Annotated in this window: 24 protein-coding genes, 2 tRNA genes and 1 pseudogene; 2 read left to right on the top strand and 25 right to left on the bottom strand. The window is 41.7% G+C overall.

The features are described 5' to 3' along the window. Window positions 1-37: 37 nt before the first annotated feature. From rpsH to IPO83_01055, 19 genes and pseudogenes are all read right to left on the bottom strand, one after another. Window positions 38-439 (bottom strand): 30S ribosomal protein S8, encoded by a 402-nt coding sequence (rpsH, locus tag IPO83_01145; protein ID MBK9729891.1) that lies wholly within the window; start codon window positions 437-439, stop codon window positions 38-40. A gap of 45 nt (window positions 440-484) precedes the next feature. After that, the gene (gene rpsN, locus IPO83_01140; protein MBK9729890.1) at window positions 485-754 is read right to left on the bottom strand and encodes a 30S ribosomal protein S14; all 270 of its coding nucleotides are present in this window, start codon (window positions 752-754) and stop codon (window positions 485-487) included. Window positions 755-758: 4 nt separating this feature from the next. Next, entirely contained in the window at window positions 759-1,304 is a 546-nt protein-coding gene (gene rplE, locus IPO83_01135; protein ID MBK9729889.1) for a 50S ribosomal protein L5, read from the bottom strand. A 33-nt stretch (window positions 1,305-1,337) separates the two neighbouring features. After that, window positions 1,338-1,697 (bottom strand): 50S ribosomal protein L24, encoded by a 360-nt coding sequence (rplX, locus tag IPO83_01130; GenBank protein ID MBK9729888.1) that lies wholly within the window; start codon window positions 1,695-1,697, stop codon window positions 1,338-1,340. A gap of 2 nt (window positions 1,698-1,699) precedes the next feature. Then, window positions 1,700-2,068, bottom strand: a complete 369-nt coding sequence (gene rplN, locus IPO83_01125; GenBank protein MBK9729887.1) for a 50S ribosomal protein L14 — start codon at window positions 2,066-2,068, stop codon at window positions 1,700-1,702. Between the two features lie 86 nt (window positions 2,069-2,154). After that, on the bottom strand, window positions 2,155-2,409 hold the full coding sequence (gene rpsQ / locus IPO83_01120; GenBank protein MBK9729886.1) for a 30S ribosomal protein S17: 255 nt from the start codon (window positions 2,407-2,409) through the stop codon (window positions 2,155-2,157). A 49-nt stretch (window positions 2,410-2,458) separates the two neighbouring features. Then, window positions 2,459-2,680: a 50S ribosomal protein L29 gene (gene rpmC / locus IPO83_01115; protein ID MBK9729885.1), complete on the bottom strand. Its 222-nt coding sequence runs from the start codon at window positions 2,678-2,680 to the stop codon at window positions 2,459-2,461. 15 nt (window positions 2,681-2,695) lie between these two features. Then, entirely contained in the window at window positions 2,696-3,115 is a 420-nt protein-coding gene (gene rplP / locus IPO83_01110) for a 50S ribosomal protein L16 (protein ID MBK9729884.1), read from the bottom strand. A gap of 72 nt (window positions 3,116-3,187) precedes the next feature. Continuing rightward, entirely contained in the window at window positions 3,188-3,958 is a 771-nt protein-coding gene (gene rpsC, locus IPO83_01105) for a 30S ribosomal protein S3 (protein ID MBK9729883.1), read from the bottom strand. 33 nt (window positions 3,959-3,991) lie between these two features. Next, complete coding sequence (gene rplV, locus IPO83_01100) at window positions 3,992-4,462, bottom strand: 50S ribosomal protein L22 (protein MBK9729882.1); 471 nt, start codon at window positions 4,460-4,462, stop codon at window positions 3,992-3,994. A 3-nt stretch (window positions 4,463-4,465) separates the two neighbouring features. Next, window positions 4,466-4,735, bottom strand: coding sequence for a 30S ribosomal protein S19 (rpsS, locus tag IPO83_01095; GenBank protein ID MBK9729881.1), 270 nt, complete (start codon window positions 4,733-4,735; stop codon window positions 4,466-4,468). Window positions 4,736-4,807: 72 nt separating this feature from the next. After that, the gene (gene rplB, locus IPO83_01090; protein MBK9729880.1) at window positions 4,808-5,632 is read right to left on the bottom strand and encodes a 50S ribosomal protein L2; all 825 of its coding nucleotides are present in this window, start codon (window positions 5,630-5,632) and stop codon (window positions 4,808-4,810) included. 91 nt (window positions 5,633-5,723) lie between these two features. Further along, window positions 5,724-6,017, bottom strand: coding sequence for a 50S ribosomal protein L23 (rplW, locus tag IPO83_01085; GenBank protein ID MBK9729879.1), 294 nt, complete (start codon window positions 6,015-6,017; stop codon window positions 5,724-5,726). A 12-nt stretch (window positions 6,018-6,029) separates the two neighbouring features. Next, on the bottom strand, window positions 6,030-6,656 hold the full coding sequence (rplD, locus tag IPO83_01080; GenBank protein MBK9729878.1) for a 50S ribosomal protein L4: 627 nt from the start codon (window positions 6,654-6,656) through the stop codon (window positions 6,030-6,032). A 30-nt stretch (window positions 6,657-6,686) separates the two neighbouring features. Then, a pseudogene (gene rplC, locus IPO83_01075) lies at window positions 6,687-7,311 on the bottom strand (50S ribosomal protein L3). 14 nt (window positions 7,312-7,325) lie between these two features. After that, window positions 7,326-7,631 (bottom strand): 30S ribosomal protein S10, encoded by a 306-nt coding sequence (rpsJ, locus tag IPO83_01070; protein MBK9729877.1) that lies wholly within the window; start codon window positions 7,629-7,631, stop codon window positions 7,326-7,328. A gap of 524 nt (window positions 7,632-8,155) precedes the next feature. After that, on the bottom strand, window positions 8,156-10,264 hold the full coding sequence (fusA, locus tag IPO83_01065) for an elongation factor G (GenBank protein ID MBK9729876.1): 2,109 nt from the start codon (window positions 10,262-10,264) through the stop codon (window positions 8,156-8,158). 24 nt (window positions 10,265-10,288) lie between these two features. Continuing rightward, window positions 10,289-10,756: a 30S ribosomal protein S7 gene (rpsG, locus tag IPO83_01060; GenBank protein ID MBK9729875.1), complete on the bottom strand. Its 468-nt coding sequence runs from the start codon at window positions 10,754-10,756 to the stop codon at window positions 10,289-10,291. A 30-nt stretch (window positions 10,757-10,786) separates the two neighbouring features. Then, on the bottom strand, window positions 10,787-11,179 hold the full coding sequence (locus IPO83_01055) for a 30S ribosomal protein S12 (GenBank protein ID MBK9729874.1): 393 nt from the start codon (window positions 11,177-11,179) through the stop codon (window positions 10,787-10,789). A 240-nt stretch (window positions 11,180-11,419) separates the two neighbouring features. Between IPO83_01055 and IPO83_01050 the strand changes: the two genes are divergently transcribed. Then, window positions 11,420-12,706, top strand: coding sequence for an aminopeptidase P family protein (locus tag IPO83_01050; GenBank protein MBK9729873.1), 1,287 nt, complete (start codon window positions 11,420-11,422; stop codon window positions 12,704-12,706). 9 nt (window positions 12,707-12,715) lie between these two features. Here IPO83_01050 and IPO83_01045 read toward each other — a convergent pair whose 3' ends face one another. The 6 genes from IPO83_01045 to IPO83_01020 form a co-directional block, all read right to left on the bottom strand. Continuing rightward, window positions 12,716-13,516 carry a class I SAM-dependent methyltransferase gene (locus tag IPO83_01045; protein ID MBK9729872.1) on the bottom strand — a complete coding sequence of 267 codons (801 nt, stop codon included), beginning with the start codon at window positions 13,514-13,516 and terminating at the stop codon, window positions 12,716-12,718. Window positions 13,517-13,686: 170 nt separating this feature from the next. Continuing rightward, window positions 13,687-14,778 (bottom strand): T9SS type A sorting domain-containing protein, encoded by a 1,092-nt coding sequence (locus IPO83_01040; GenBank protein ID MBK9729871.1) that lies wholly within the window; start codon window positions 14,776-14,778, stop codon window positions 13,687-13,689. Between the two features lie 178 nt (window positions 14,779-14,956). Further along, a complete protein-coding gene (locus IPO83_01035) occupies window positions 14,957-15,739 on the bottom strand; it encodes a sugar nucleotide-binding protein (GenBank protein MBK9729870.1) in 783 nt (260 codons plus the stop codon). Between the two features lie 125 nt (window positions 15,740-15,864). Further along, window positions 15,865-17,373 carry a T9SS type A sorting domain-containing protein gene (locus IPO83_01030; GenBank protein MBK9729869.1) on the bottom strand — a complete coding sequence of 503 codons (1,509 nt, stop codon included), beginning with the start codon at window positions 17,371-17,373 and terminating at the stop codon, window positions 15,865-15,867. 256 nt (window positions 17,374-17,629) lie between these two features. Then, window positions 17,630-17,703 (bottom strand) — tRNA-Ala (locus tag IPO83_01025). A 45-nt stretch (window positions 17,704-17,748) separates the two neighbouring features. Further along, window positions 17,749-17,822 (bottom strand) — tRNA-Ile (locus tag IPO83_01020). Between the two features lie 221 nt (window positions 17,823-18,043). Between IPO83_01020 and IPO83_01015 the strand changes: the two genes are divergently transcribed. Beyond that, window positions 18,044-19,117, top strand: coding sequence for an endonuclease/exonuclease/phosphatase family protein (locus tag IPO83_01015; protein ID MBK9729868.1), 1,074 nt, complete (start codon window positions 18,044-18,046; stop codon window positions 19,115-19,117). The last annotated feature ends 260 nt before the right edge of the window (window positions 19,118-19,377 follow it).

The following is a 19,377-nucleotide window of genomic DNA, read 5'->3' as shown; positions in this document are numbered from 1 at the left end:
TGTTTCAAAATCTTATTGATTCTATTCTCTCTTTTATTTAGAAAATGTAACAAAGCACTTCTCCACCTATCTTCTGCGTCTTTGCTTCTTTATCAGTCATCAACCCTTTTGAAGTTGAAATAACGGCAATACCCAATCCATTCATCACTTTTGGCAATTCCTCAGCACCCTTGTATCTTCTCAATCCCGGGCGACTTACTCTGCGCAAAGAACGGATGGCAGGCTGTTTCGTAACCTGGTTATACTTCAATGCAATTTTGATGACACCACTTCCGTGATCGCTGTCTTCAAACTTGTATTTAAGAATGTATCCTTTATCATACAAAATTTCAGTCAGACGTTTCTTCAGGTTGGATGAAGGAATCTCTACAATTCGATGATTTGCACTCAATGCATTACGCATGCGGGTGAGGTAGTCAGCTATCGGATCGGTTACCATTATGAGTTGTGAGTAGTTAGTAGTGAGTAGTTTGTTTAATAAGACTTACCAGGAAGCTTTGGTTACGCCCGGAATCTTGCCATTTAAGGCCAGTTCCCGGAACTTGATCCTTGAAATCCCAAATTGGCCAATGTATCCTTTCGGACGGCCGGTAATCTGACAACGGTTATGCATACGGACCGGCGAAGCATTTTTCGGGAGCTTATCCAGTGCAGCATAATCACCTGCCGCTTTCAACGCCTTACGCTTTTCAGCATATTTAGCTGTCATGCGTGCACGCTTTCTTTCTCTTGCTTTTACTGATTCTTTTGCCATTTGCTTATTTATCTTTTTTGAAAGGAATACCAAGCTCTGTGAGCAATGCTTTTGCTTCGTTGTCGTCGTTGGTGCTGGTTACAAAAGTGATATCCATACCATTCATCTTGGTAATTTTATCGATGTCAATTTCCGGAAAAATAATGTGCTCCGTTACACCCAGCGTATAATTGCCCCTGCCATCAAAACTTTTATCATTCACGCCTTTAAAATCGCGAACCCGCGGCAAAGCAACTGATATAAACCGGTCAAGAAATTCGTACATCCGTTCTCCGCGAAGCGTAACGCGCACGCCAATGGGTGTGTTTACTCTCAACTTGAAATTGGAAATATCCTTTTTTGATTTGGTAGAAACAGCACGTTGTCCTGCAATAGCAGATATTTCTGATATGGAGGTATCAATCAGTTTCTTGTCGGCAGTAGCCGCACCAACGCCCTGGTTGATTGCAATTTTCTTTAGCCGCGGCACTTGCATGCTCGACTTAAAACTAAACTGTTTTTTTAATGCAGGCACCACATTTTCTTCGTAGTGTTTTCTTAACCTGGGAATGTATTTTTCCATTACACTGATTCTTTAAGAAGTTTATTTTATCACCTGGCCGGAACGAACCCTGCCTTTGGCGAAACGCACTGATTTTTCATTCTCTCTTTTTCTGCCTACGCGGGTTGGCTTACCATCTTTAGGGTCCAGCAACATTAGCTTGGAAATGTGCACCGGTGCTTCCTTTTTCACAATACCACCCTGCGTATTTTTCGCATTCGGTTTGGTATGGCGCGAAACGATATTCACTCCTTCCACCAAAGCCTTCATCTTATCCACCATCACTTCCAGCACGCGGCCTTTCTTTCCTTTGTCATCACCCGAACGAACATACACCATGTCATTTTTCTTAACATGTGTTTTCGTCTTAAACCGGGTTGTCGTATTTTTTGTATTGCTCATGGTTATAGTACTTCAGGTGCTAAAGAAATAATCTTCATGAATTGCTTCTCCCGCAGTTCTCTTGCCACAGGGCCAAAAATGCGGGTTCCTCTTGGTTCATCAGAAGGGTTCAGCAATACGCATGCATTGTCGTCAAAACGGATATAAGAACCATCCTTCCTGCGAATTCTCTTCTTTGTTCTTACGATCACGGCTTTTGAAACAGTTCCTTTTTTCAATTGGCCGGCGGGAATCACATCCTTTGCAGTAACAATTACTACGTCACCTACTGATGCATAGCGTTGATGTGAATGGCCCAACAGCCGAATCACCAGCACTTCCCGTGCCCCGCTGTTATCTGCCACCGTCAATCTTGATTCTGTCTGTATCATTGCTCTAAATTCTTTTTTCTTGTATTGTCAACCTGCTGTTAAACGCTGATTTAAAAACCGGCAATTCAATGCGAGTGGCCTAATTACTATTTTACTTTTTCTATCACTTCAACAAGTCTCCACCGTTTGTTTTTGCTAACAGGCTTCGTTTCCATGATTCTTACAGTATCGCCAATAGAACATTCCTGTTTTTCATCGTGCGCCATCATTTTCTTGGTCTTCTTAAGATACTTACCATAGAGCGGATGCTTCACCTTTCTTTCGATGGAAACCGTGATGGTTTTGCTCATCTTGTTACTGGTAACTACACCTATTCTTGATTTTCTGAGATTTCTTTCCATGAATTTCTTACCTCTTTAATTGATGATCAGGATTACTGTTTCCCGATTGTTATGATTTGCTTTCCACTTTTGATTCCGTCAGCGAACGTTGTTTCAATTCAGTTTTCATGCGCGCAATATCCCTGCGAAGCTGTCGCAACGTCATAGGATTTTCAAGAGTGGTTACCACATGATTGAATTTCATCTTGGTGTAATGCGCACCATCCTCTTTCAACTTTTCAACCACTTCAGCAGTGGTAAGATCCTTAAGGTTCAATTTTTTCTTAGCCATTATGCTTCACTTTTTTTAAGCTTTGTAATCTCTCGCTACTACAAACTTTGTATGTACCGGTAATTTATCTGCCGCCAGTTGCATGGCTTCTTTAGCAATACTTAATGCTACACCTTCCGCTTCGAACAGAATTCTTCCGGGCTTAACAGGCGCTACCCATCCTTCCGGGTTTCCCTTACCCTTACCCATCCGTACCTCTGCAGGTTTTTTGGTAAGTGGCTTATCAGGAAAAACACGAATCCACACCTGACCTTCACGTTTCATGTGACGGGTTAAAGCGACACGGGCAGCTTCCAATTGTTTATCTGTCAACCAGGCTTCGTCCAGCGTCTTTAATCCGAATGAACCGAACGAGAGCGTGAACCCACGTTGTTCATTACCCTTCATCTTGCCTCGTTGGGTCTTGCGGTATTTGGTTTTTTTCGGTTGTAACATATTTACTGCTCTTTACTGGTTCTTTCTTTCTCTTTATTCTTTTATAGTCTTCTTACAGAATAATTAACGGTACTAATCTCTTTCAGGACGTTCACGATCCTTTCCTCTTCCTCCGCCACTTCCACCTCTTCTTCCACCTGCACCACTGCCACCGGTTCCGCTCTTAGGACGTTGCATTTCAGTAGTTTTTTGTCCTACGTTTGGCGACAGATCGCGTTTGCCATAAATCTCTCCTTTACAAATCCACACCTTAATTCCGATTTTTCCGTACACTGTTTGTGCTTCCGACAATGCATAATCAATATCAGCGCGGAAGGTATGCAAGGGGACACGACCTTGTTTAATTTCTTCTGAACGTGCTATTTCCGCACCACCCAAACGTCCACTGATTCTCACTTTTATTCCTTCTGCACCCATTCTGAGTGCTGAAGCAAGCGACATTTTTATCGCACGGCGGTAATTGATACGTGCTTCAATCTGCCGTGCAATCGTATCACCTACAATTGCTGCTTCGATTTCCGGACGACGGATCTCAACTATGTTGATCTGAACTTCCTTGTCCGTAAGTTTTTTCAATTCCTCCTTAATCCTGTCCACTTCTCCACCACCTTTCCCGATGATGATACCAGGACGTGAGGTATGAATGGTAATGGTGATGCGGTTCAATGTCCGCTCAATTACTATTTGCGCCAGTCCACCTTTTGTGATACGTGCCCTGAGGTAGTTGCGGATTTTCTCGTCACCTACCAGGTTAGCGGCAAACTCACGTCCACCGTACCAGTTGGATTCCCATCCTCTAATGATTCCGAGTCGGTTACCAATCGGATTTGCTTTTTGTCCCATGCAGTTATCTTATTCTATTTGGGTTATTTAAGTTTATGCTGTTACTGTTTCTTTAGGCGCTTTCTTGCTTCTCGCCTTTTTTGCCGGCGCTTCAACGGTTGGTTCCACTTTGTTTTCCGTCGCTTTCTTCTTAAATTTTCCAGGTGTTTCTACCACAGCAGGTTTCGAATCAACTACCAGCGTAACATGATTTGAACGTTTCCGTTTTTTGTAGGCACGACCATGAGGTGCCGGTAACCAACGCTTTAGCATTGCGCCACCATCAACAAATAATGTTTTTACAATCAGTTGAGCATCCTCAATGCGGATTCCTTCATTTTTCTTCTCCCAATTATCAATTGCCGACCTCAACAATTTCTCCATTGGTTTTGCACCATACTTTGCACTGTGCTGCAACACAAACAATGCTTTTTCAGCATCCATGCCGCGAATCATGTCAGCAACATAGCGCATCTTCCGTGGGGAAGAAGGGCAATTTCTCAATATGGCTCTTGCTTCTGCCATGGCTTAGCTAATTTTCTTTGATGAATGACCTTTGAAATTCCGTGTAGGAGCAAACTCTCCCAGTTTATGCCCGACCATGTTTTCACTTACATAGATGGGTATGAACTTGTTACCATTATGGACAGCAAATGTATTTCCCACAAACTCAGGCGTAATAGTGGAGCGACGCGACCATGTTTTAATCACGGTTTTCTTGCCGCTGCTGGTCATTTTGTCCACTTTCTCCTGGAGATTGTGATCTACGTAAGGTCCTTTTTTTATACTTCTGCTCATTCTTGATGATTAGTTATGCTTGATCAGTTAATCATTTATTTTATTCAACTCTTCGGCTAAAAGAGTTCGTCGCTATTTCTTCTTCCTGCTAATGATGAATTTATTAGATACATTTTTAGGATGGCGTGTTTTCATTCCCTTCGCGTATTTACTTGTTCTTGAACGCGGATGTCCACCGGAAGCCTTTCCTTCACCACCACCCATTGGGTGATCAACAGGATTCATGGCAACACCACGAACACGCGGACGAACACCTTTCCACCTGTTGCGACCTGCCTTACCTGATCTTTCTGTGTTATGGTCTGAATTGGAAGCTGAACCTATGGTGGCAATACAATTTGCAAGCACCATTCTGTTTTCACCTGAAGGAAGTTTAATGATCGCGTACTTGCCTTCCCGGGCACTTAACTGTGCATTTGCACCGGCGCTACGTGCCATCGCACCCCCTTTACCAGGATGGAGTTCAATATTATGAATGATGGTACCCAGCGGAATATCCTTCAGGAAAAGCGCATTACCGATTTCAGGAGGTGCATCCGGACCTGAAATAATTGTTTGTCCAACTTTAATACCGGCAGGAGCAAGTATGTATCTTTTTTCTCCGTCCTTATAATTAATGAGAGAAATAAATGTGGTGCGGTTCGGATCGTATTCAATGGATTTCACTTCACCGGGAACACCATGTTTGTCCCTTTTAAAGTCGATAACACGGTACATCTGTTTATGTCCGCCACCGATATATCGCATTGCGCGATGTCCATCGCTGTTTCTTCCACCGGTTTTCTTAATGGGTTCCAGCAAACTCTTTTCAGGAGTATTGGTAGTTATCTCTGCAAAAGCATTGACGATTCTGAACCTTGATCCCGGTGTAACCGGATTTAATTTTCTTACTGCCATCTTTGATTACTTTTCCGCTAATCTTTAACGTTAGTTGCTATTCGTCTTTTCACGTTGCTGATTTCAACAACTGTGTTTGCACTCTGAATGATCAGATGTTTGCGTAGAAATCAATCGCTTCGCCTTTTGCAAGGGTCACGTATGCTTTCTTGATCGGACTCTTCATCCCTGTCGAAACACCTTTTCTTGTACTTCTTTGTTTTGTCTTACCAGGAAGAACTGAAGTAGCCACTGATTTAACAGTCACTCCATACATTTTCTCCACTACATTCTTAATCTGAATCTTATTCGCATTTCTGGCCACTACAAAACCAACCTTATTGAATTTCTGACTAAGCGAATTCAACTTCTCCGAAATTAATGGCCTGATTAGTATTTCTCCCATGATAATTCTTCTTTAGTTGTTAACTGCTTCAAAATGTTTCAAACTGCTTTCCACAAAAACAAGTGTTGAAGCATTCATGATTTCGTATGTATTCAAATCACTCACCTTGGCAATGCGGCTTTTTTGAACATTGCGGCTGGCTATCATTAAACGATCATCTGCTTCATTTACAATCACGATAGTCTTCTTGCCTGATAAACCCAGATTTTTCAGGATCTGAACAAATTCTTTAGTCTTTGGATTGGTCAAGGAAAAATCTTCGATGATTGCGATGCCATTGTCCTTTGCTTTATAAGACAGTGCGGACTTTTTGGCGAGATCTTTAACTTTTTGATTCAACTTAAAACTATAGTCACGTGGTTTTGGTCCGAACACTCTGCCACCACCCGGAAACAACGGGCTTTTAATACTCCCTTTTCTTGAACCACCAGTGCCTTTTTGCTTATGAAGTTTTTTGGTTGATCCTGAAACTTCCCATTTCTCTTTCGCTTTGTGTGTGCCCTGGCGCTGGTTAGCCAGAAACTGCTTCACCGTAAGGTAAATAGCATGGTCATTGGGCTCCACTCCAAAAAAGGAATCCGGAAGCTCAACGCTTCTTCCTGCTTTATTACCATCTGTTTTTAAAACATCAACTTTCATGATCGTATTATTAATAGCGGTGAAGCCCTTTTAATTTTCATTTTTGATAACTACATAAGATCCTTTTGGTCCGGGTATGCAACCATTTACCACCATCAGGTTCTTATCGGCAAATATTCTAAGCACGGAAACATTACGAATCTTTATAGTTTTTCCGCCATCACGACCTGCCATGCGCAACCCTTTGAAAACCCTGGAAGGATACGAAGAACCCCCCTAATGATCCAGGTGCCCTGTTGCGGTCATGCTGACCGTGAGTTTGCCCTCCCACACCATGAAATCCGTGTCTCTTTACAACACCCTGGAATCCTTTTCCTTTGGAAACACCCACCACATTTACTTTGTCTCCTTCAGCGAAAATATCTACTGATATGGTATCGCCAAGGCCCTTCTCCAATTCAAAATCACGAAATTCAAGCAACTTCCTTTTGGCAGGAGTTCCGGCTTTCGCAAAATGCTTCTGAAGTGGCTTACTCGTATTCTTATCTTTCTTGGTATCATATCCCAATTGAACAGCGCTGTAGCCGTCTGCGTCGTTGGTTTTGATTTGTGTAATCACACAAGGGCCGGCTTCTATAAGCGTACAGGGAATATTCTTCCCGTTTTCGTCAAAGTAGCTGGTCATCCCGACCTTTTTTCCAATTATGCCTTTCATGTTGGTAGTGTCTTTTAACCTTTAATGTTAATCTCAACACCACTGGGCAATTCCAATTTGCTCAGCGCATCCACAGTTTTGGATGATGAGGTGTAAATATCAAGTAAGCGTTTGTATGTACAGAGTTTAAACTGTTCGCGGGCTTTCTTATTCACGTGCGGAGAACGCAACACCGTGAAAATTTTAGTTTCGGTGGGAAGAGGTATTGGCCCCGCCACAACGGCACCGGTGCTGCGCACCGTTTTCACAATCTTTTCACAGCTTTTGTCAACAAGACTGTGATCATACGACAATAACTTAATTCTGATTCTCTGTGCCATTTATTTCAATGAGCTTTTAAAAACGGATTGCAAAGGTATAAAAACTACTTTGTTTCTCCAATAGCCAAACAAAGATTTTTGCATTTGATTTATAAACCGTCCGATAACGGCCGGTTATAGAGTAATGTCCATACAGGCAAAAACCGTATTATTATGGGGCAGCGTGAAAATTAATCAAGCAAAAATTGGAAACTGAAATATTGAGCGCCGTTAAAACAGCGATATAATCATTTTTACAACGATAAACATAAATGTAGCGGCAAGGAACCATCCACCAATTTCGCTGATCAGCTGACTTTTGATTTTCATGGTAGTAATGTTTATGAAACGCAGACTGGTCAAAAACGGCGCCGTTTAAAACAATAATACTTATGGTGGTCAGTATTTAATAGAAATGCTCCTCGTTTTACAGTTAGATGACAAATATTGCTTTTGCGGTATTCAGTTTCATCCTGCACAAATTCACAATGAAAAGCCCCCTGAAAATCAGAGGGCTCAACTCAATTTTAATATGTTAAAAGACTTCAGGCCTCAGCCTTTACCTTGCCTTTTGCTTTCGAAACAACATCCTCAGTTATAGCCGCAGGCGCAGGTGCATAGTGTGAAAATTCCATGATGGAAGTCGCGCGGCCAGATGTGATGGTACGCAATTGTGTTACGTAACCAAACATTTCTGAGAGCGGCACTTTGGCCTTGATCACCTGTGCGTTGCCTTTCATTTCCATTGATTCAAGGTGACCACGGCGGCGATTTAAATCGCCCACTACATCACCGGTATATTCTTCAGGAGAAACAATTTCTACTTTCATGATTGGCTCCAGCAAAATTGGATTTGCTTTGGCACATACTTCCCGGAAAGCATATTTTGCACAAAGCTCAAATGCCATCTGATCAGAATCCACATTGTGGTAACTTCCATCATACAGCGTTACTTTAAGATCGTCAACAGGAAAACCGGCCAAAACACCTGCAGACATTGCTGCCTGGAATCCCTTCTGAACAGGAGGAACAAATTCACGCGGGATGGAGCCTCCAAAAATTTCATTCACGAATACCAACCCTTTTTCTCCTTCACCTACCGGTCCAACTTCCACATGTATATCAGCAAACTTACCACGACCACCGGTTTGCTTCTTGAACACTTCACGGTGTTTGATCGTCTTTGTAATTGTTTCTTTATAGGCCACTTGCGGAGCTCCCTGGTTACATTCTACCTTGAATTCACGCTTCAGACGATCAACAATGATTTCAAGGTGCAACTCACCCATACCACTAATAATAGTTTGGCTCGTTTCATCATCCACTCTCACTTTAAATGTCGGATCTTCCTCGGCAAGCTTTGACAATGCATTCCCAAGTTTATCAACGTCAGCCTGGGTTTTGGCTTCCACAGCAATCGATATAACAGGATCGGGGAACTTAATGGTTTCCAGAATGATCGGATGCTTTTCATCACACAAAGTATCACCGGTGCGAATTTCTTTAAAGCCTACTGCAGCTCCAATATCGCCAGCTTCAATTGTATCAATCGGATTCTGCTTGTTGGCATGCATCTGAAAAATTCGCGAAATCCTTTCCTTTTTATCTGTCCGGGTATTCAATACATAGGAACCGGCATTGAGCGTACCAGCATAAACTCTGAAGAATGCCAGACGACCAACAAACGGATCGGTCATGATCTTAAAAGCAAGTGCTGTGAATGGCTCCTTTGCATCAGGTTTGCGGAAAATTTCTTCTTCCGTATCCGGATTGATGCCCTTCACCGCTTCGAGATCCATAGGAGAAGGCAGGTAAGTGATTACCGCATCCAGCATGGCCTGAACACCCTTATTCTTAAAGGAAGAACCACACAACATCGGTATGATAGCGATATCAATCGTTGCTTTGCGAATGGCTTCCATCACTTCTTCAACTGTAAGCGAATTTGCATCCTCAAGATACTTCTCCAGAATCCTGTCGTCATAGGAAGCAACCGCTTCAATCATGATCGTACGATATTCCTCCACCAGGTCTGCCATGTCTTCCGGAATCGGAATTTCTTTGTACGTCATTCCCTGCGTGGTATCATCCCAGATTATCGCTTTATTAAGTACAAGATCCACCACCCCTTTGAAAGAATCTTCAGCACCAATAGGCAGTTGGAGCGGAACAGGATTCGCACCCAATTTTTCCTTCACCTGCTTAACAACATCTAAAAAATCAGCACCGCTACGATCCATTTTATTAACGAATCCAATACGGGGAACTTTGTAACGGTTGGCCTGGCGCCAAACAGTTTCTGATTGTGGCTCTACGCCTGAAACTGCACAGAACAATGCAACCATACCATCCAATACACGCAAGGAGCGTTCTACCTCCACTGTAAAATCCACGTGACCGGGCGTATCAATAATATTTACTTTGTATTCATGGTCCTTATACTTCCAGAAACAGCGTGTTGCAGCAGAAGTGATGGTAATACCACGTTCTTTTTCCTGCACCATCCAGTCCATTGTGGCAGCGCCATCATGCACTTCACCTATTTTATGGGAAACACCTGTGTAGTACAGGATGCGTTCTGTAGTAGTTGTTTTGCCGGCATCAATGTGCGCAGCTATCCCGATGTTTCGGGTAAACTTTAAATCCTGAGCCATAAGATTGTTAAAAAGCTAAGATGATTAAATCCTGAAGTGGGCGAAGGCTTTGTTTGCTTCCGCCATTTTGTGGGTATCCTCCTTCTTTTTGAAGGCTGCTCCCTCGCCTTTAGCGGCGGCAATTGATTCTGCAGCAAGCTTGTCGGCCATAGAACGACCACTACGTGCGGCTGCATAATTAATCAGCCATTTCATTGCAAGTGCAGTTTTACGCGTTGGACGAACTTCCGCAGGAATCTGGAAAGTAGCACCACCGATACGACGACTGCGAACCTCTACAGCCGGCATCAGGTTTTCCACTGCTTTTTTCCAGATAGGATATCCTTCTTCTTTTGTAGTGTCAGCTATTTTATCAATAGTATCATAGAAGATTTGAAAGGCAGTTGTCTTTTTCCCCTGCTTCAACAGAGTATTCACAAAACGGGTCACCAATTCGTCGTTAAACTTTGGATCTGGTAGAATCGGGCGTTTTTTTGCTCTTGATTTTCTCATAGTATGAAATCGAAAAAGGGTGTTTAAGAATTATTTTTTAGCTGCTGCTCCGGCTTTAGGTCTCTTTGTTCCATACTTAGAACGACTCTTCTTACGGTCATTTACACCGGCCGTATCCAATGCTCCACGTACTATATGGTAACGCACACCTGGAAGATCTTTCACACGACCGCCGCGGATCAGCACGATGGAGTGTTCCTGCAGGTTATGACCTTCTCCGGGAATGTAAGAGATCACTTCAATTCCATTGGTAAGCCGCACCTTGGCCACTTTCCGCAGCGCAGAGTTGGGCTTTTTAGGAGTTGTGGTATAAACACGGGTGCATACACCTCTCTTCTGTGGTGAACTGTTCAACGCTCTTGATTTACTCTTGGAGCGGATGATGGTTCTTCCTTTACGAACTAATTGTTGAATGGTAGGCATTCTTATTTACAGCTAAAATTTTAGAGGGTGCAAAAGTACTTTGAATTTGCGGGATATACAAGTACCCTAAAAAGAAAGTGGGAATTGAATATTTCCAGAAAGGTTCGCTCCACAACAAAGAACCTGTTTACTGCAATTGCAACTGTTGCAAAAGGATCTTCAATAATCAGCAATATTATAAAATTCATTTTCAATCGTGTAGGTTTGAGGATTCTAAATAATCCATTAATTCCATTTTTTATGAAATACTTACCCATTGATCCGCAGCTTTTTATTGACAACAGGAACCGGCTCGTTTCGCATTTGCTTCCCAATTCCATTGCATTTTTCCATGCAAATGATGAGATGCCTAAAAGCGCTGATATGAATTTTGAATTCAGGCAAAATGCAGATTTGTTTCACCTGACAGGAATTGACCAGGAAGAAACCGTGCTACTCATTTTCCCCGACTGTCCTTTGCCTGAATATAAAGAAGTGCTGTTGCTCCGCCGGACCAATGAAGTGATTGCCGTTTGGGAAGGTCATAAATATACCGTTGACGAAGCGCGTAAGCAATCGGGAATCAAAACCATCATGTGGCTGGACGAATTTGAATCGATCCTGCACATGCTCATGACCTATGCCCACAATGTTTATCTTGATACAAACGAAAATTACCGGGCACAACCAAAAGTTGAAGACCAGAACCTTCGTTTTGCGCACCATCTGATGCGTCGTTATCCTGTGCATGATTATCACCGGAGTGCTCCTATCATGATGCAATTAAGACAGATTAAATCAGCTATTGAAGTGAGTTTAATCAAAGAAGCTATCCGCATTACCGCTGTCGCTTTTGAACGGGTGCTGAAATTTACGCGGCCAGGTGTGATGGAATATGAAATTGAAGCAGAAATTACCCATGAATTTTTAAGAAACCGGTCGGGTGGCCATGCTTATACGCCCATTATCGCGAGCGGCAAAAATGCCTGCGTGCTGCATTATGTTGATAACAATCAGCCATGTAATAAAGGTGACCTGCTATTACTTGACTTTGGTGCTGATTACGGCAATTATGCTGCTGACTTAACGCGCACTATTCCGGTAAGCGGCAAATTCTCGCCCCGTCAAAAAGAGGTGTACAATGCAGTACTGAGAGTGCAGAAACAATCAATTGCCATGCTTCGTCCCGGAACTATCATTAATGATTATCATAAGGAAGTCGGAAACATGATGGAAGATGAATTGATCGGGTTGGGCCTATTGAAAAAAGCAGCCGTGAAAAAACAGGATCCGGAAAGGCCATTGTATAAAAAATATTTTATGCATGGAACTTCTCATCATTTAGGAATTGATGTACATGACCTCGGAACACGATTCGCACCCATCGAGCCCGGAATGGTATTTACCTGTGAGCCCGGCATATATATTCCGGAAGAAAACATCGGTATCAGGATAGAGAATGACATTCTGGTTACGGAAGGAAATCCGGTTGATCTGATGTCAATGATTCCTGTTGAGGTGAAAGAGATTGAGGCAATGATGAAGTGAAAGCCATGATCATTCTTTTCCGATTGCTATAAGGTAGTACATAGCTGTGGTGAAAACATCTCTCAACCAGGGTACAGAAGCTACCAGCTTATTTTGTTGTTGCGCTTTCCACCCGAATTTGTATTCGTAAATAGGATTGATCAGATAATACATCCGCTGATCAATTACATAATTGAGTCGTTTCACTATTTTTTCAAAACGCTCAATTGATATTCCTGTTTCTTTTATTTCTGCCATGTCATCAATTACCTGCTGTGATTCGCCGCCCCATTTTAATACCAGTTTATACAGCGACATTGGAAGCAGGTGATAATAAGGAAGTTTAGAGAGCCACTTACTTTTGCAAATCTGCTGATGTCCGCCGAAAGGCATATACCAGGGTGGAAATCCAAAAAATATTCTTCCTGTTGGTCGCAAATATTTCTTGAGTTGTTCCATTAAACGCTGCTGATCGTGAATATGCTCGATTACATCTTTAAGGATGATAAGATCAAAAGCGTTTTTGAATGCATCCGAAAATGACGGATCATAAATATCCTTCGCGATGATTTGAGCATTTTGTTCAGCAATTTCATTTTGCAGAAAGTGCCTTGCAAGCTCTGCTCTTGATGGACTCAGTTCCACGCCAACACCCTTACATCCTCTGTCCAGAAATGCTTTTAAAACACCGCCTTCAGCACAACCGATTTCCAGCACTTTCATTCCGGGAGTGATTTTCAAACCTTTTTCAACAAAAGGAATCACCCACTTAGTGGCATTTTCTTTTTGAATATTAAAATAGGTTTCTTTCTCCTTATGAAATTCGAACATGCAACCGGTTACTTTTATTTTGGATAAACAATCGCAAGGTTAAGGATTTTTTTTCCAGCTTAACAACCTTAATATTTCGTATCCTGCCGGCATACATTAAAAAACCAGTATTGATCCTCCAGGTAGAATCAGTACTGGTAGCTTAATTGAAGGAATGGCCAAATTTTTAATTATTCCACCACAAATTTTTTAGTAAATACCTTTTCGCCCTGCTCCGCAACCAGCAGATAATTACCAGACTTTAACTGATCAATCGACAGGACAATGGTTCCGGTTGATTCATCAAAATTGAGCGTTTGCATTAATTCAGTCTGACCTAATAGATTTACTATGCTCAATTTGATTTTGTCGTTCTGGAAACTTCCGGTAAAATCAATATATAATTTGCCCGAAGCGGGGTTCGGATAAACATTCAGAGCATCAACATCAGCCATAAGGATTGGTGTACCGTCAGATCTACCTTCACAAGGGCTCAATGCCCCGCAATAATTATTATTTATATTGTATTTGCATGCCAGGTAATTTTCCACTGCCATTCTATCAGCAGCGCTGAGTTTCACATTGTACCCAATTACTTCATAGATGTTGCCGACCAGGTACTCAGAAGGGTTGAAAGAATCACGCTGACCAATAGTGATTTTCCGGTTAATGGGTGACAAAAGTGCCTGTACTCCCTGTTGATCTATTGGGTCGGTTGATATTAATCCATTTGAAAAATAAGTTATTTCAGTTACACCAGGTCCCCAGATTCCTTCCATAATACAATAAGTATTGTCTGGTATTGAATTAAGACAGGTGGAAGCTTGCGCAGCGTAATTACCAGAAGAATGATGATGGTAAATTCTTTTATCTAAAATAAGCAACTCCTGCGAAAAGCCACCAGGTGAAAGTGAAATAGCAGCGCCTGAAAAAGACTTCTTCTTTACAATAAAAATCGTAGCAGTAGGATTAAAAAAGCTTGTGCTCGCAGGCGCCTGCAAATATTGACGCCCGTTGAATTTTATAGCTGGGATGTCGGATGGTGTAACATAAAATGGTTTGGACGATCCGGAAGACGAAACATTATTGTTGGCCCCTGATTGGTCTAACCATTTTTTAACCCTTGTTCCATCAGCATTGAGCAAAACTCCTGCATCAGTTTTTAACCAGAGTTGCAAACTTGAATTTCCTGAAACATCTCCAACTCCTCCAGGACCGCTTTGCGCAATTAAATTTTGTAAAAGGAAAAAACACAAGCAAGCAAGAACAATGCTTTTTTTCATAGAAAATCAATTTAAGGTGCGAGACAATATTGTCAAGTCAAATATATATAAGTTTTAACAGAAAAATGTTGGACATTTCTGCGTCTATCATTAAAGAATTGCGGGCTATTTTAAAAGACACCATTGGTGTAATTTCTTTTGAATTAAAACAACGATTATTAAGATGTTTTAACCGGATTCAATGAAGGTTAAGTCGTTGATCTAAGGCAGGAATGTTTATTCTCTCATCGTTCATTCGATTATCAATGTTTTCACCAGCAAATGGCAGTATTTTCCATCGATTACCATGTTGGTGATTTAAAGCAGTTGCTATCTCAAATAAATTCCACCGAGTATTTGCATCAATCATGTAAAGTGAAGGCGCATCATTCAATGCAAGATCTAACAAACGATCGCATGTATCTTCAATAAAGGAACAGGCAGGTTTCCAATTTATATTCACCCGTACTTCTCCGAATTTATTCATTTGATTTTGCAGGTAGTCAATCATGTTATTGCTTCCTGCCGCCGATGCAATCTGCCAACCCAACCTGGCAACAATAGAGGCAGGATTTTGCGATAAGACATATTCTTCCGCTTTTCTTTTTTCATAGCCGTAGCCACTTTCTGCCTGTGGTATGGATGCAGTATCAAATGGCCCTTGCTGGCTGTTGGAAAAAACCAGATTGGTGCTGGTAAAAAGGAACTTCACATTCAGCTTACGGGTGATCCACGCTAATTCTCCCGGCCATTCATAATTAATTTTCCACGATTCATTTTCAATACCTGAGGGTTTTGAAGCATAGCCAAGATGGAATAATATGTCTGGCTGTACATGACTTACAAAATCCTCCATTTGCTGATAATCCTCTAAAGGAATCTTATTACGGTTCCAGGAAATCACTTCAATTCTCCGTTGTTCCAATAAACCACAAAGCACTTTACCAATTGTTCCGCCTGCACCTGTAACTAAAGCCTTCATTCAGATTTTGGATTAAATAATTTGCATTGACTCAAGAATCAAGACTGAAGACACAAGACTCAGGACCTAAGACCCTGGACATACTAAATCTTGATTTGTTTCAAAAAATGGAGGAAACTTCTGACTTACTGCTTCATTAAAGGAATCATGTTTGACATTTCCTTAGAGCTAATCTTTAAAAAATATACGCCTTCTGTCAGAAGTGGATCAAGGAAAATGCATTCAGTATTAAAACCTCTTCTTCTTAATCCTTCTCCGATTTGTTGCCTCAACCTTCCATGCATATCAAACAATGAAAAATTTAGTTGCACATCATCTAAAAGGACATACTGCAAAATAAAGTCAGTGGATACCGGATTTGGATAAATCAGCAACATAGATAAATCTTCCCCAAAAACTGATTGCCCTACTGCCACATCGGAAATAAAGCGTGCCATTGCAAAATCTCCACTGCTACTGCCGGCGGCAAGGATCTTGCCATCAGGTTGCACCTTCAGGTCACGAAGAATACCAAATGTTCCGGTTAGCGCCATGCCATCCTGGCCAAATGTAGAATCAATAGTTCCGTTTAAGTTCAGTCGCACAACGATATACCCATCGAATGCCGTTGCACCTAACAATATTTTGCCGTCTGCTTCCACAGCAACCGAAACATTTATAGTATTATCCAGCAATATATCAGGAATCACTATTCCATTGCCTCCAAATGAATTATCTAAAGTTCCATCAGACTTTAATCTGGCAACTGCAACTTGATACTCCGATATTCCAACTCTTCCCGCAACCAATATTTTATCATCTGGCTGTATTGCTACATCAGTAGCTTCACAAAATGTAAAATTCTGAAAGTTGGCAGTAATCACACCACCTGAACCAAATGTATTATCCAAAGTGCCGTCATCATCATAACGTGCAACTACCACTCCATATCCATCGTAAGAATAGCCGATTGCCACAATCTTTCCATCAGGTTGAATAGCGATTTCTTCTAAATAATCACTGTCGTTGCTGATTTCAGTAATTACGATACCTCCATTTCCAAAACTTCCATCGAGTACTCCATTGCTAGTAACACGTATGAGACAAAAGTCCCAGTCACTGGGCGAATCAAAATGAATGGCAGTAATAATTATTTTGCCGTCAGCCTGAATGGCCACTCCTGTTCCGCCATAGGCATATTCAAAATCATCGCCGATTTTCACTATCCCAGATTCGCCGAAAGAATTGTCGACAGATCCATCTGTGTTTAATCTCACCAAAACCACATAACGAACTGCGCCATATTCAGCATTACCCGCCAATATAATTTTACCATCTGCCTGTAAAGCAGAAGCATTACAATTATCAGTGCCTCCAATATCTAAAATCACCTTTCCATTATCACCATAAGAAGTATCCAACCCACCATCGGCATTAAATCTTGCAGATGCAAAATCGTTTGGATCGAAAGAAGAATAATCTACCACTCCCGAAGCAATTATTTTACCATCTGGCTGAACTAAAACCGAGTAAATAGTTTCTGATGCGCTGTCTAAATCAAAAGTCAATAATCCGGATTGTCCAAAGGAATTGTCGAGTGTGCCGGGTTGTCCCGATAAGTATGGACCAGGCAGCATCAGGAATATCAATTGCATATGGAATAAGGCAACTTTAGCAAGAGTATAATTACCAGCATTCATAATAATGAGCCATTATGAGCTAAATATAACGAATTCGATATCAATAAAATATTGACGTTGTTTTTCCTAAACGGGGGAATAAATTCATTGCAATGTGTTATGAGTCTGGTATTGGTGGAGGTGAAAGGAATCGAACCAATGACCTTCCCGACTGAGGTCGCGACGATCCTGGCCAAAAAAAAACCACTCCGGGATTGAAGTGGTTTTTGGGTGGAGGTGAACGGAATCGAACCGATGACCTCCTGCTTGCAAGGCAGGCGCTCTAGCCAGCTGAGCTACACCCCCAACAAATGCCGCAATTCCGTTCTACCGGAAATATGGCACTTGAAGTAGGCCCGGGCAGAGTTGAACTGCCGACCTCTACATTATCAGTGTAGCGCTCTAACCAACTGAGCTACGAGCCTGTGTCTGCCTGGGAATTGCGGACAAATTTTAAAAGAACAAAATACACCAGCACCTGATTTCAAACAATGCGGGAGCGCAAAAGTAAAATTTTAATTCAAATGAGAAACGACCCGGGCATTTTTTTCGGCTTTTAATTTTCAGAGAATATGTTTCCATTCCTTCAAAAAGATTCTTCAAATAACATTTTTATACTTCTATTTTTGGCCTCTCAATAATTCAAATGCGCCCCACCGTCTTCCTCTCCATTCTGCTCTGCACCCTTTTCCTGTTTTCATTTTGTCTCCGGGAAAACAGCACAAATAATCAAACAGACCTAACAGAATATCCGGCCAGAGGAACCACAAACTTCATCATCGCTTTTTATAATGTGGAAAATCTTTTTGACACCCAGGATGATCCTGCCATTGATGATTCGGAGTTTCTTCCCGGAGGAAAAAATGACTGGACTCATGAGAAATATAAAGCGAAGAGCGATAACATCGCCAGGGTTATCAGCGAATTGAATGATGGCAACGGCGCTGACCTGGTGGGTTTATCAGAAGTTGAAAACGAAGGTGTAATCAAGGATTTAATAAATCATCCGCAACTAAAGAAGATGGATTACGGCATCGTGCATCACGAATCACCTGATATGAGAGGCATTGACGTGGCCATGATTTACAAAAAGAAATCTTTCAGGGTGATCGGTACGAAGGCGCTGACAGTTGACATCAGCCAATTTGAATCGAGACCAACAAGAGATATTCTTTTAATTACCGGTATAACTTCCACAAAAGATACACTCTACATTTTTCTCAACCACTGGCCTTCACGGCGCGGAGGAACGCAGGAATCCCAGGCAAGAAGAGAAGCCGCAGCCAAAGTTTTACGGAAAGCGGCAGATTCCATTTTACTTAAATCTCCCTACGCGAAGATGGTGCTGATGGGCGACTTTAATGACAATCCTTCTGATGCATCTGTTTCAAAAATATTGGGAGCAACGAAAACACCTGACATGACGGTTAATAATTCTTTGTATGATCCGGCTAATAATTTCAATTGGAAGGCCGGTGAAGGATCAGAGTTTTACAAGGGAGACTGGAGCAGATTCATCCAGATTATACTATCTACATCGCTTATCAAAAACGAATTGGACGATCAGAATAATTTTCATGATATCTATCTTTTCAAACCACCATGGCTGCTGACTGAAGAACCCGCGTATCAGCAAATGATACCTTACCGGACTTTCGAGGCTCAGAAACCCATTGGATTCAGTGATCATCTGCCGGTGTATGTGAAGTTGAAATTATAAGTATTGAACCTTTCTATTGATGTCGTAATTTTGATTTCATTCTTTTAAGTATGAATGATTGTTCCAGCGAATTAACAGGAAAAGTCAAACCGGAAAAATTGTGTGCAAAACAAGAAGACTTTCATCATTTGGCACAATGGACACAATGTATATATTGCGGCGCTAAGCGAAAAGGAAGCTGAATCCGGATATTATAAATTAGCCATTCCGATGTTTAAACAGTACAATTTTTCATTACTATAAAAATAAGGGAGTACAGC

The sequence above is a fragment of the Chitinophagaceae bacterium genome (assembly GCA_016717285.1).
Classification (GTDB): Bacteria; Bacteroidota; Bacteroidia; order Chitinophagales; family UBA10324; genus JACCZZ01.
The sequence above is the reverse complement of the archived record's forward strand: the minus strand, read 5'-3'. Positions and strand labels throughout refer to the sequence as shown.

What these genes read in the sequence shown, in the direction of transcription:
- IPO83_01050 (MBK9729873.1), top strand. Translation starts at nt 11,420, where the DNA reads ATGAAATACTTACCCATTGATCCGCAGCTTTTTATTGACAACAGGAAC.
- rplW (MBK9729879.1), bottom strand. Translation starts at nt 6,017, where the DNA reads ATGGGAGAAATACTAATCAGGCCATTAATTTCGGAGAAGTTGAATTCG.
- IPO83_01030 (MBK9729869.1), bottom strand. Translation starts at nt 17,373, where the DNA reads ATGCAATTGATATTCCTGATGCTGCCTGGTCCATACTTATCGGGACAA.
- rplB (MBK9729880.1), bottom strand. Translation starts at nt 5,632, where the DNA reads ATGGCAGTAAGAAAATTAAATCCGGTTACACCGGGATCAAGGTTCAGA.
- rplN (MBK9729887.1), bottom strand. Translation starts at nt 2,068, where the DNA reads ATGATACAGACAGAATCAAGATTGACGGTGGCAGATAACAGCGGGGCA.
- rpsG (MBK9729875.1), bottom strand. Translation starts at nt 10,756, where the DNA reads ATGAGAAAATCAAGAGCAAAAAAACGCCCGATTCTACCAGATCCAAAG.
- rpsH (MBK9729891.1), bottom strand. Translation starts at nt 439, where the DNA reads ATGGTAACCGATCCGATAGCTGACTACCTCACCCGCATGCGTAATGCA.
- rpsC (MBK9729883.1), bottom strand. Translation starts at nt 3,958, where the DNA reads ATGGGACAAAAAGCAAATCCGATTGGTAACCGACTCGGAATCATTAGA.
- rpsN (MBK9729890.1), bottom strand. Translation starts at nt 754, where the DNA reads ATGGCAAAAGAATCAGTAAAAGCAAGAGAAAGAAAGCGTGCACGCATG.
- rplX (MBK9729888.1), bottom strand. Translation starts at nt 1,697, where the DNA reads ATGAGCAATACAAAAAATACGACAACCCGGTTTAAGACGAAAACACAT.
- rpsS (MBK9729881.1), bottom strand. Translation starts at nt 4,735, where the DNA reads ATGAGCAGAAGTATAAAAAAAGGACCTTACGTAGATCACAATCTCCAG.
- rpmC (MBK9729885.1), bottom strand. Translation starts at nt 2,680, where the DNA reads ATGGCTAAGAAAAAATTGAACCTTAAGGATCTTACCACTGCTGAAGTG.
- IPO83_01045 (MBK9729872.1), bottom strand. Translation starts at nt 13,516, where the DNA reads ATGTTCGAATTTCATAAGGAGAAAGAAACCTATTTTAATATTCAAAAA.
- IPO83_01015 (MBK9729868.1), top strand. Translation starts at nt 18,044, where the DNA reads ATGCGCCCCACCGTCTTCCTCTCCATTCTGCTCTGCACCCTTTTCCTG.
- IPO83_01035 (MBK9729870.1), bottom strand. Translation starts at nt 15,739, where the DNA reads ATGAAGGCTTTAGTTACAGGTGCAGGCGGAACAATTGGTAAAGTGCTT.
- IPO83_01040 (MBK9729871.1), bottom strand. Translation starts at nt 14,778, where the DNA reads ATGAAAAAAAGCATTGTTCTTGCTTGCTTGTGTTTTTTCCTTTTACAA.
- rplP (MBK9729884.1), bottom strand. Translation starts at nt 3,115, where the DNA reads ATGTTACAACCGAAAAAAACCAAATACCGCAAGACCCAACGAGGCAAG.
- IPO83_01055 (MBK9729874.1), bottom strand. Translation starts at nt 11,179, where the DNA reads ATGCCTACCATTCAACAATTAGTTCGTAAAGGAAGAACCATCATCCGC.
- rpsJ (MBK9729877.1), bottom strand. Translation starts at nt 7,631, where the DNA reads ATGGCACAGAGAATCAGAATTAAGTTATTGTCGTATGATCACAGTCTT.
- rplV (MBK9729882.1), bottom strand. Translation starts at nt 4,462, where the DNA reads ATGGCAGAAGCAAGAGCCATATTGAGAAATTGCCCTTCTTCCCCACGG.
- fusA (MBK9729876.1), bottom strand. Translation starts at nt 10,264, where the DNA reads ATGGCTCAGGATTTAAAGTTTACCCGAAACATCGGGATAGCTGCGCAC.
- rpsQ (MBK9729886.1), bottom strand. Translation starts at nt 2,409, where the DNA reads ATGGAAAGAAATCTCAGAAAATCAAGAATAGGTGTAGTTACCAGTAAC.
- rplD (MBK9729878.1), bottom strand. Translation starts at nt 6,656, where the DNA reads ATGAAAGTTGATGTTTTAAAAACAGATGGTAATAAAGCAGGAAGAAGC.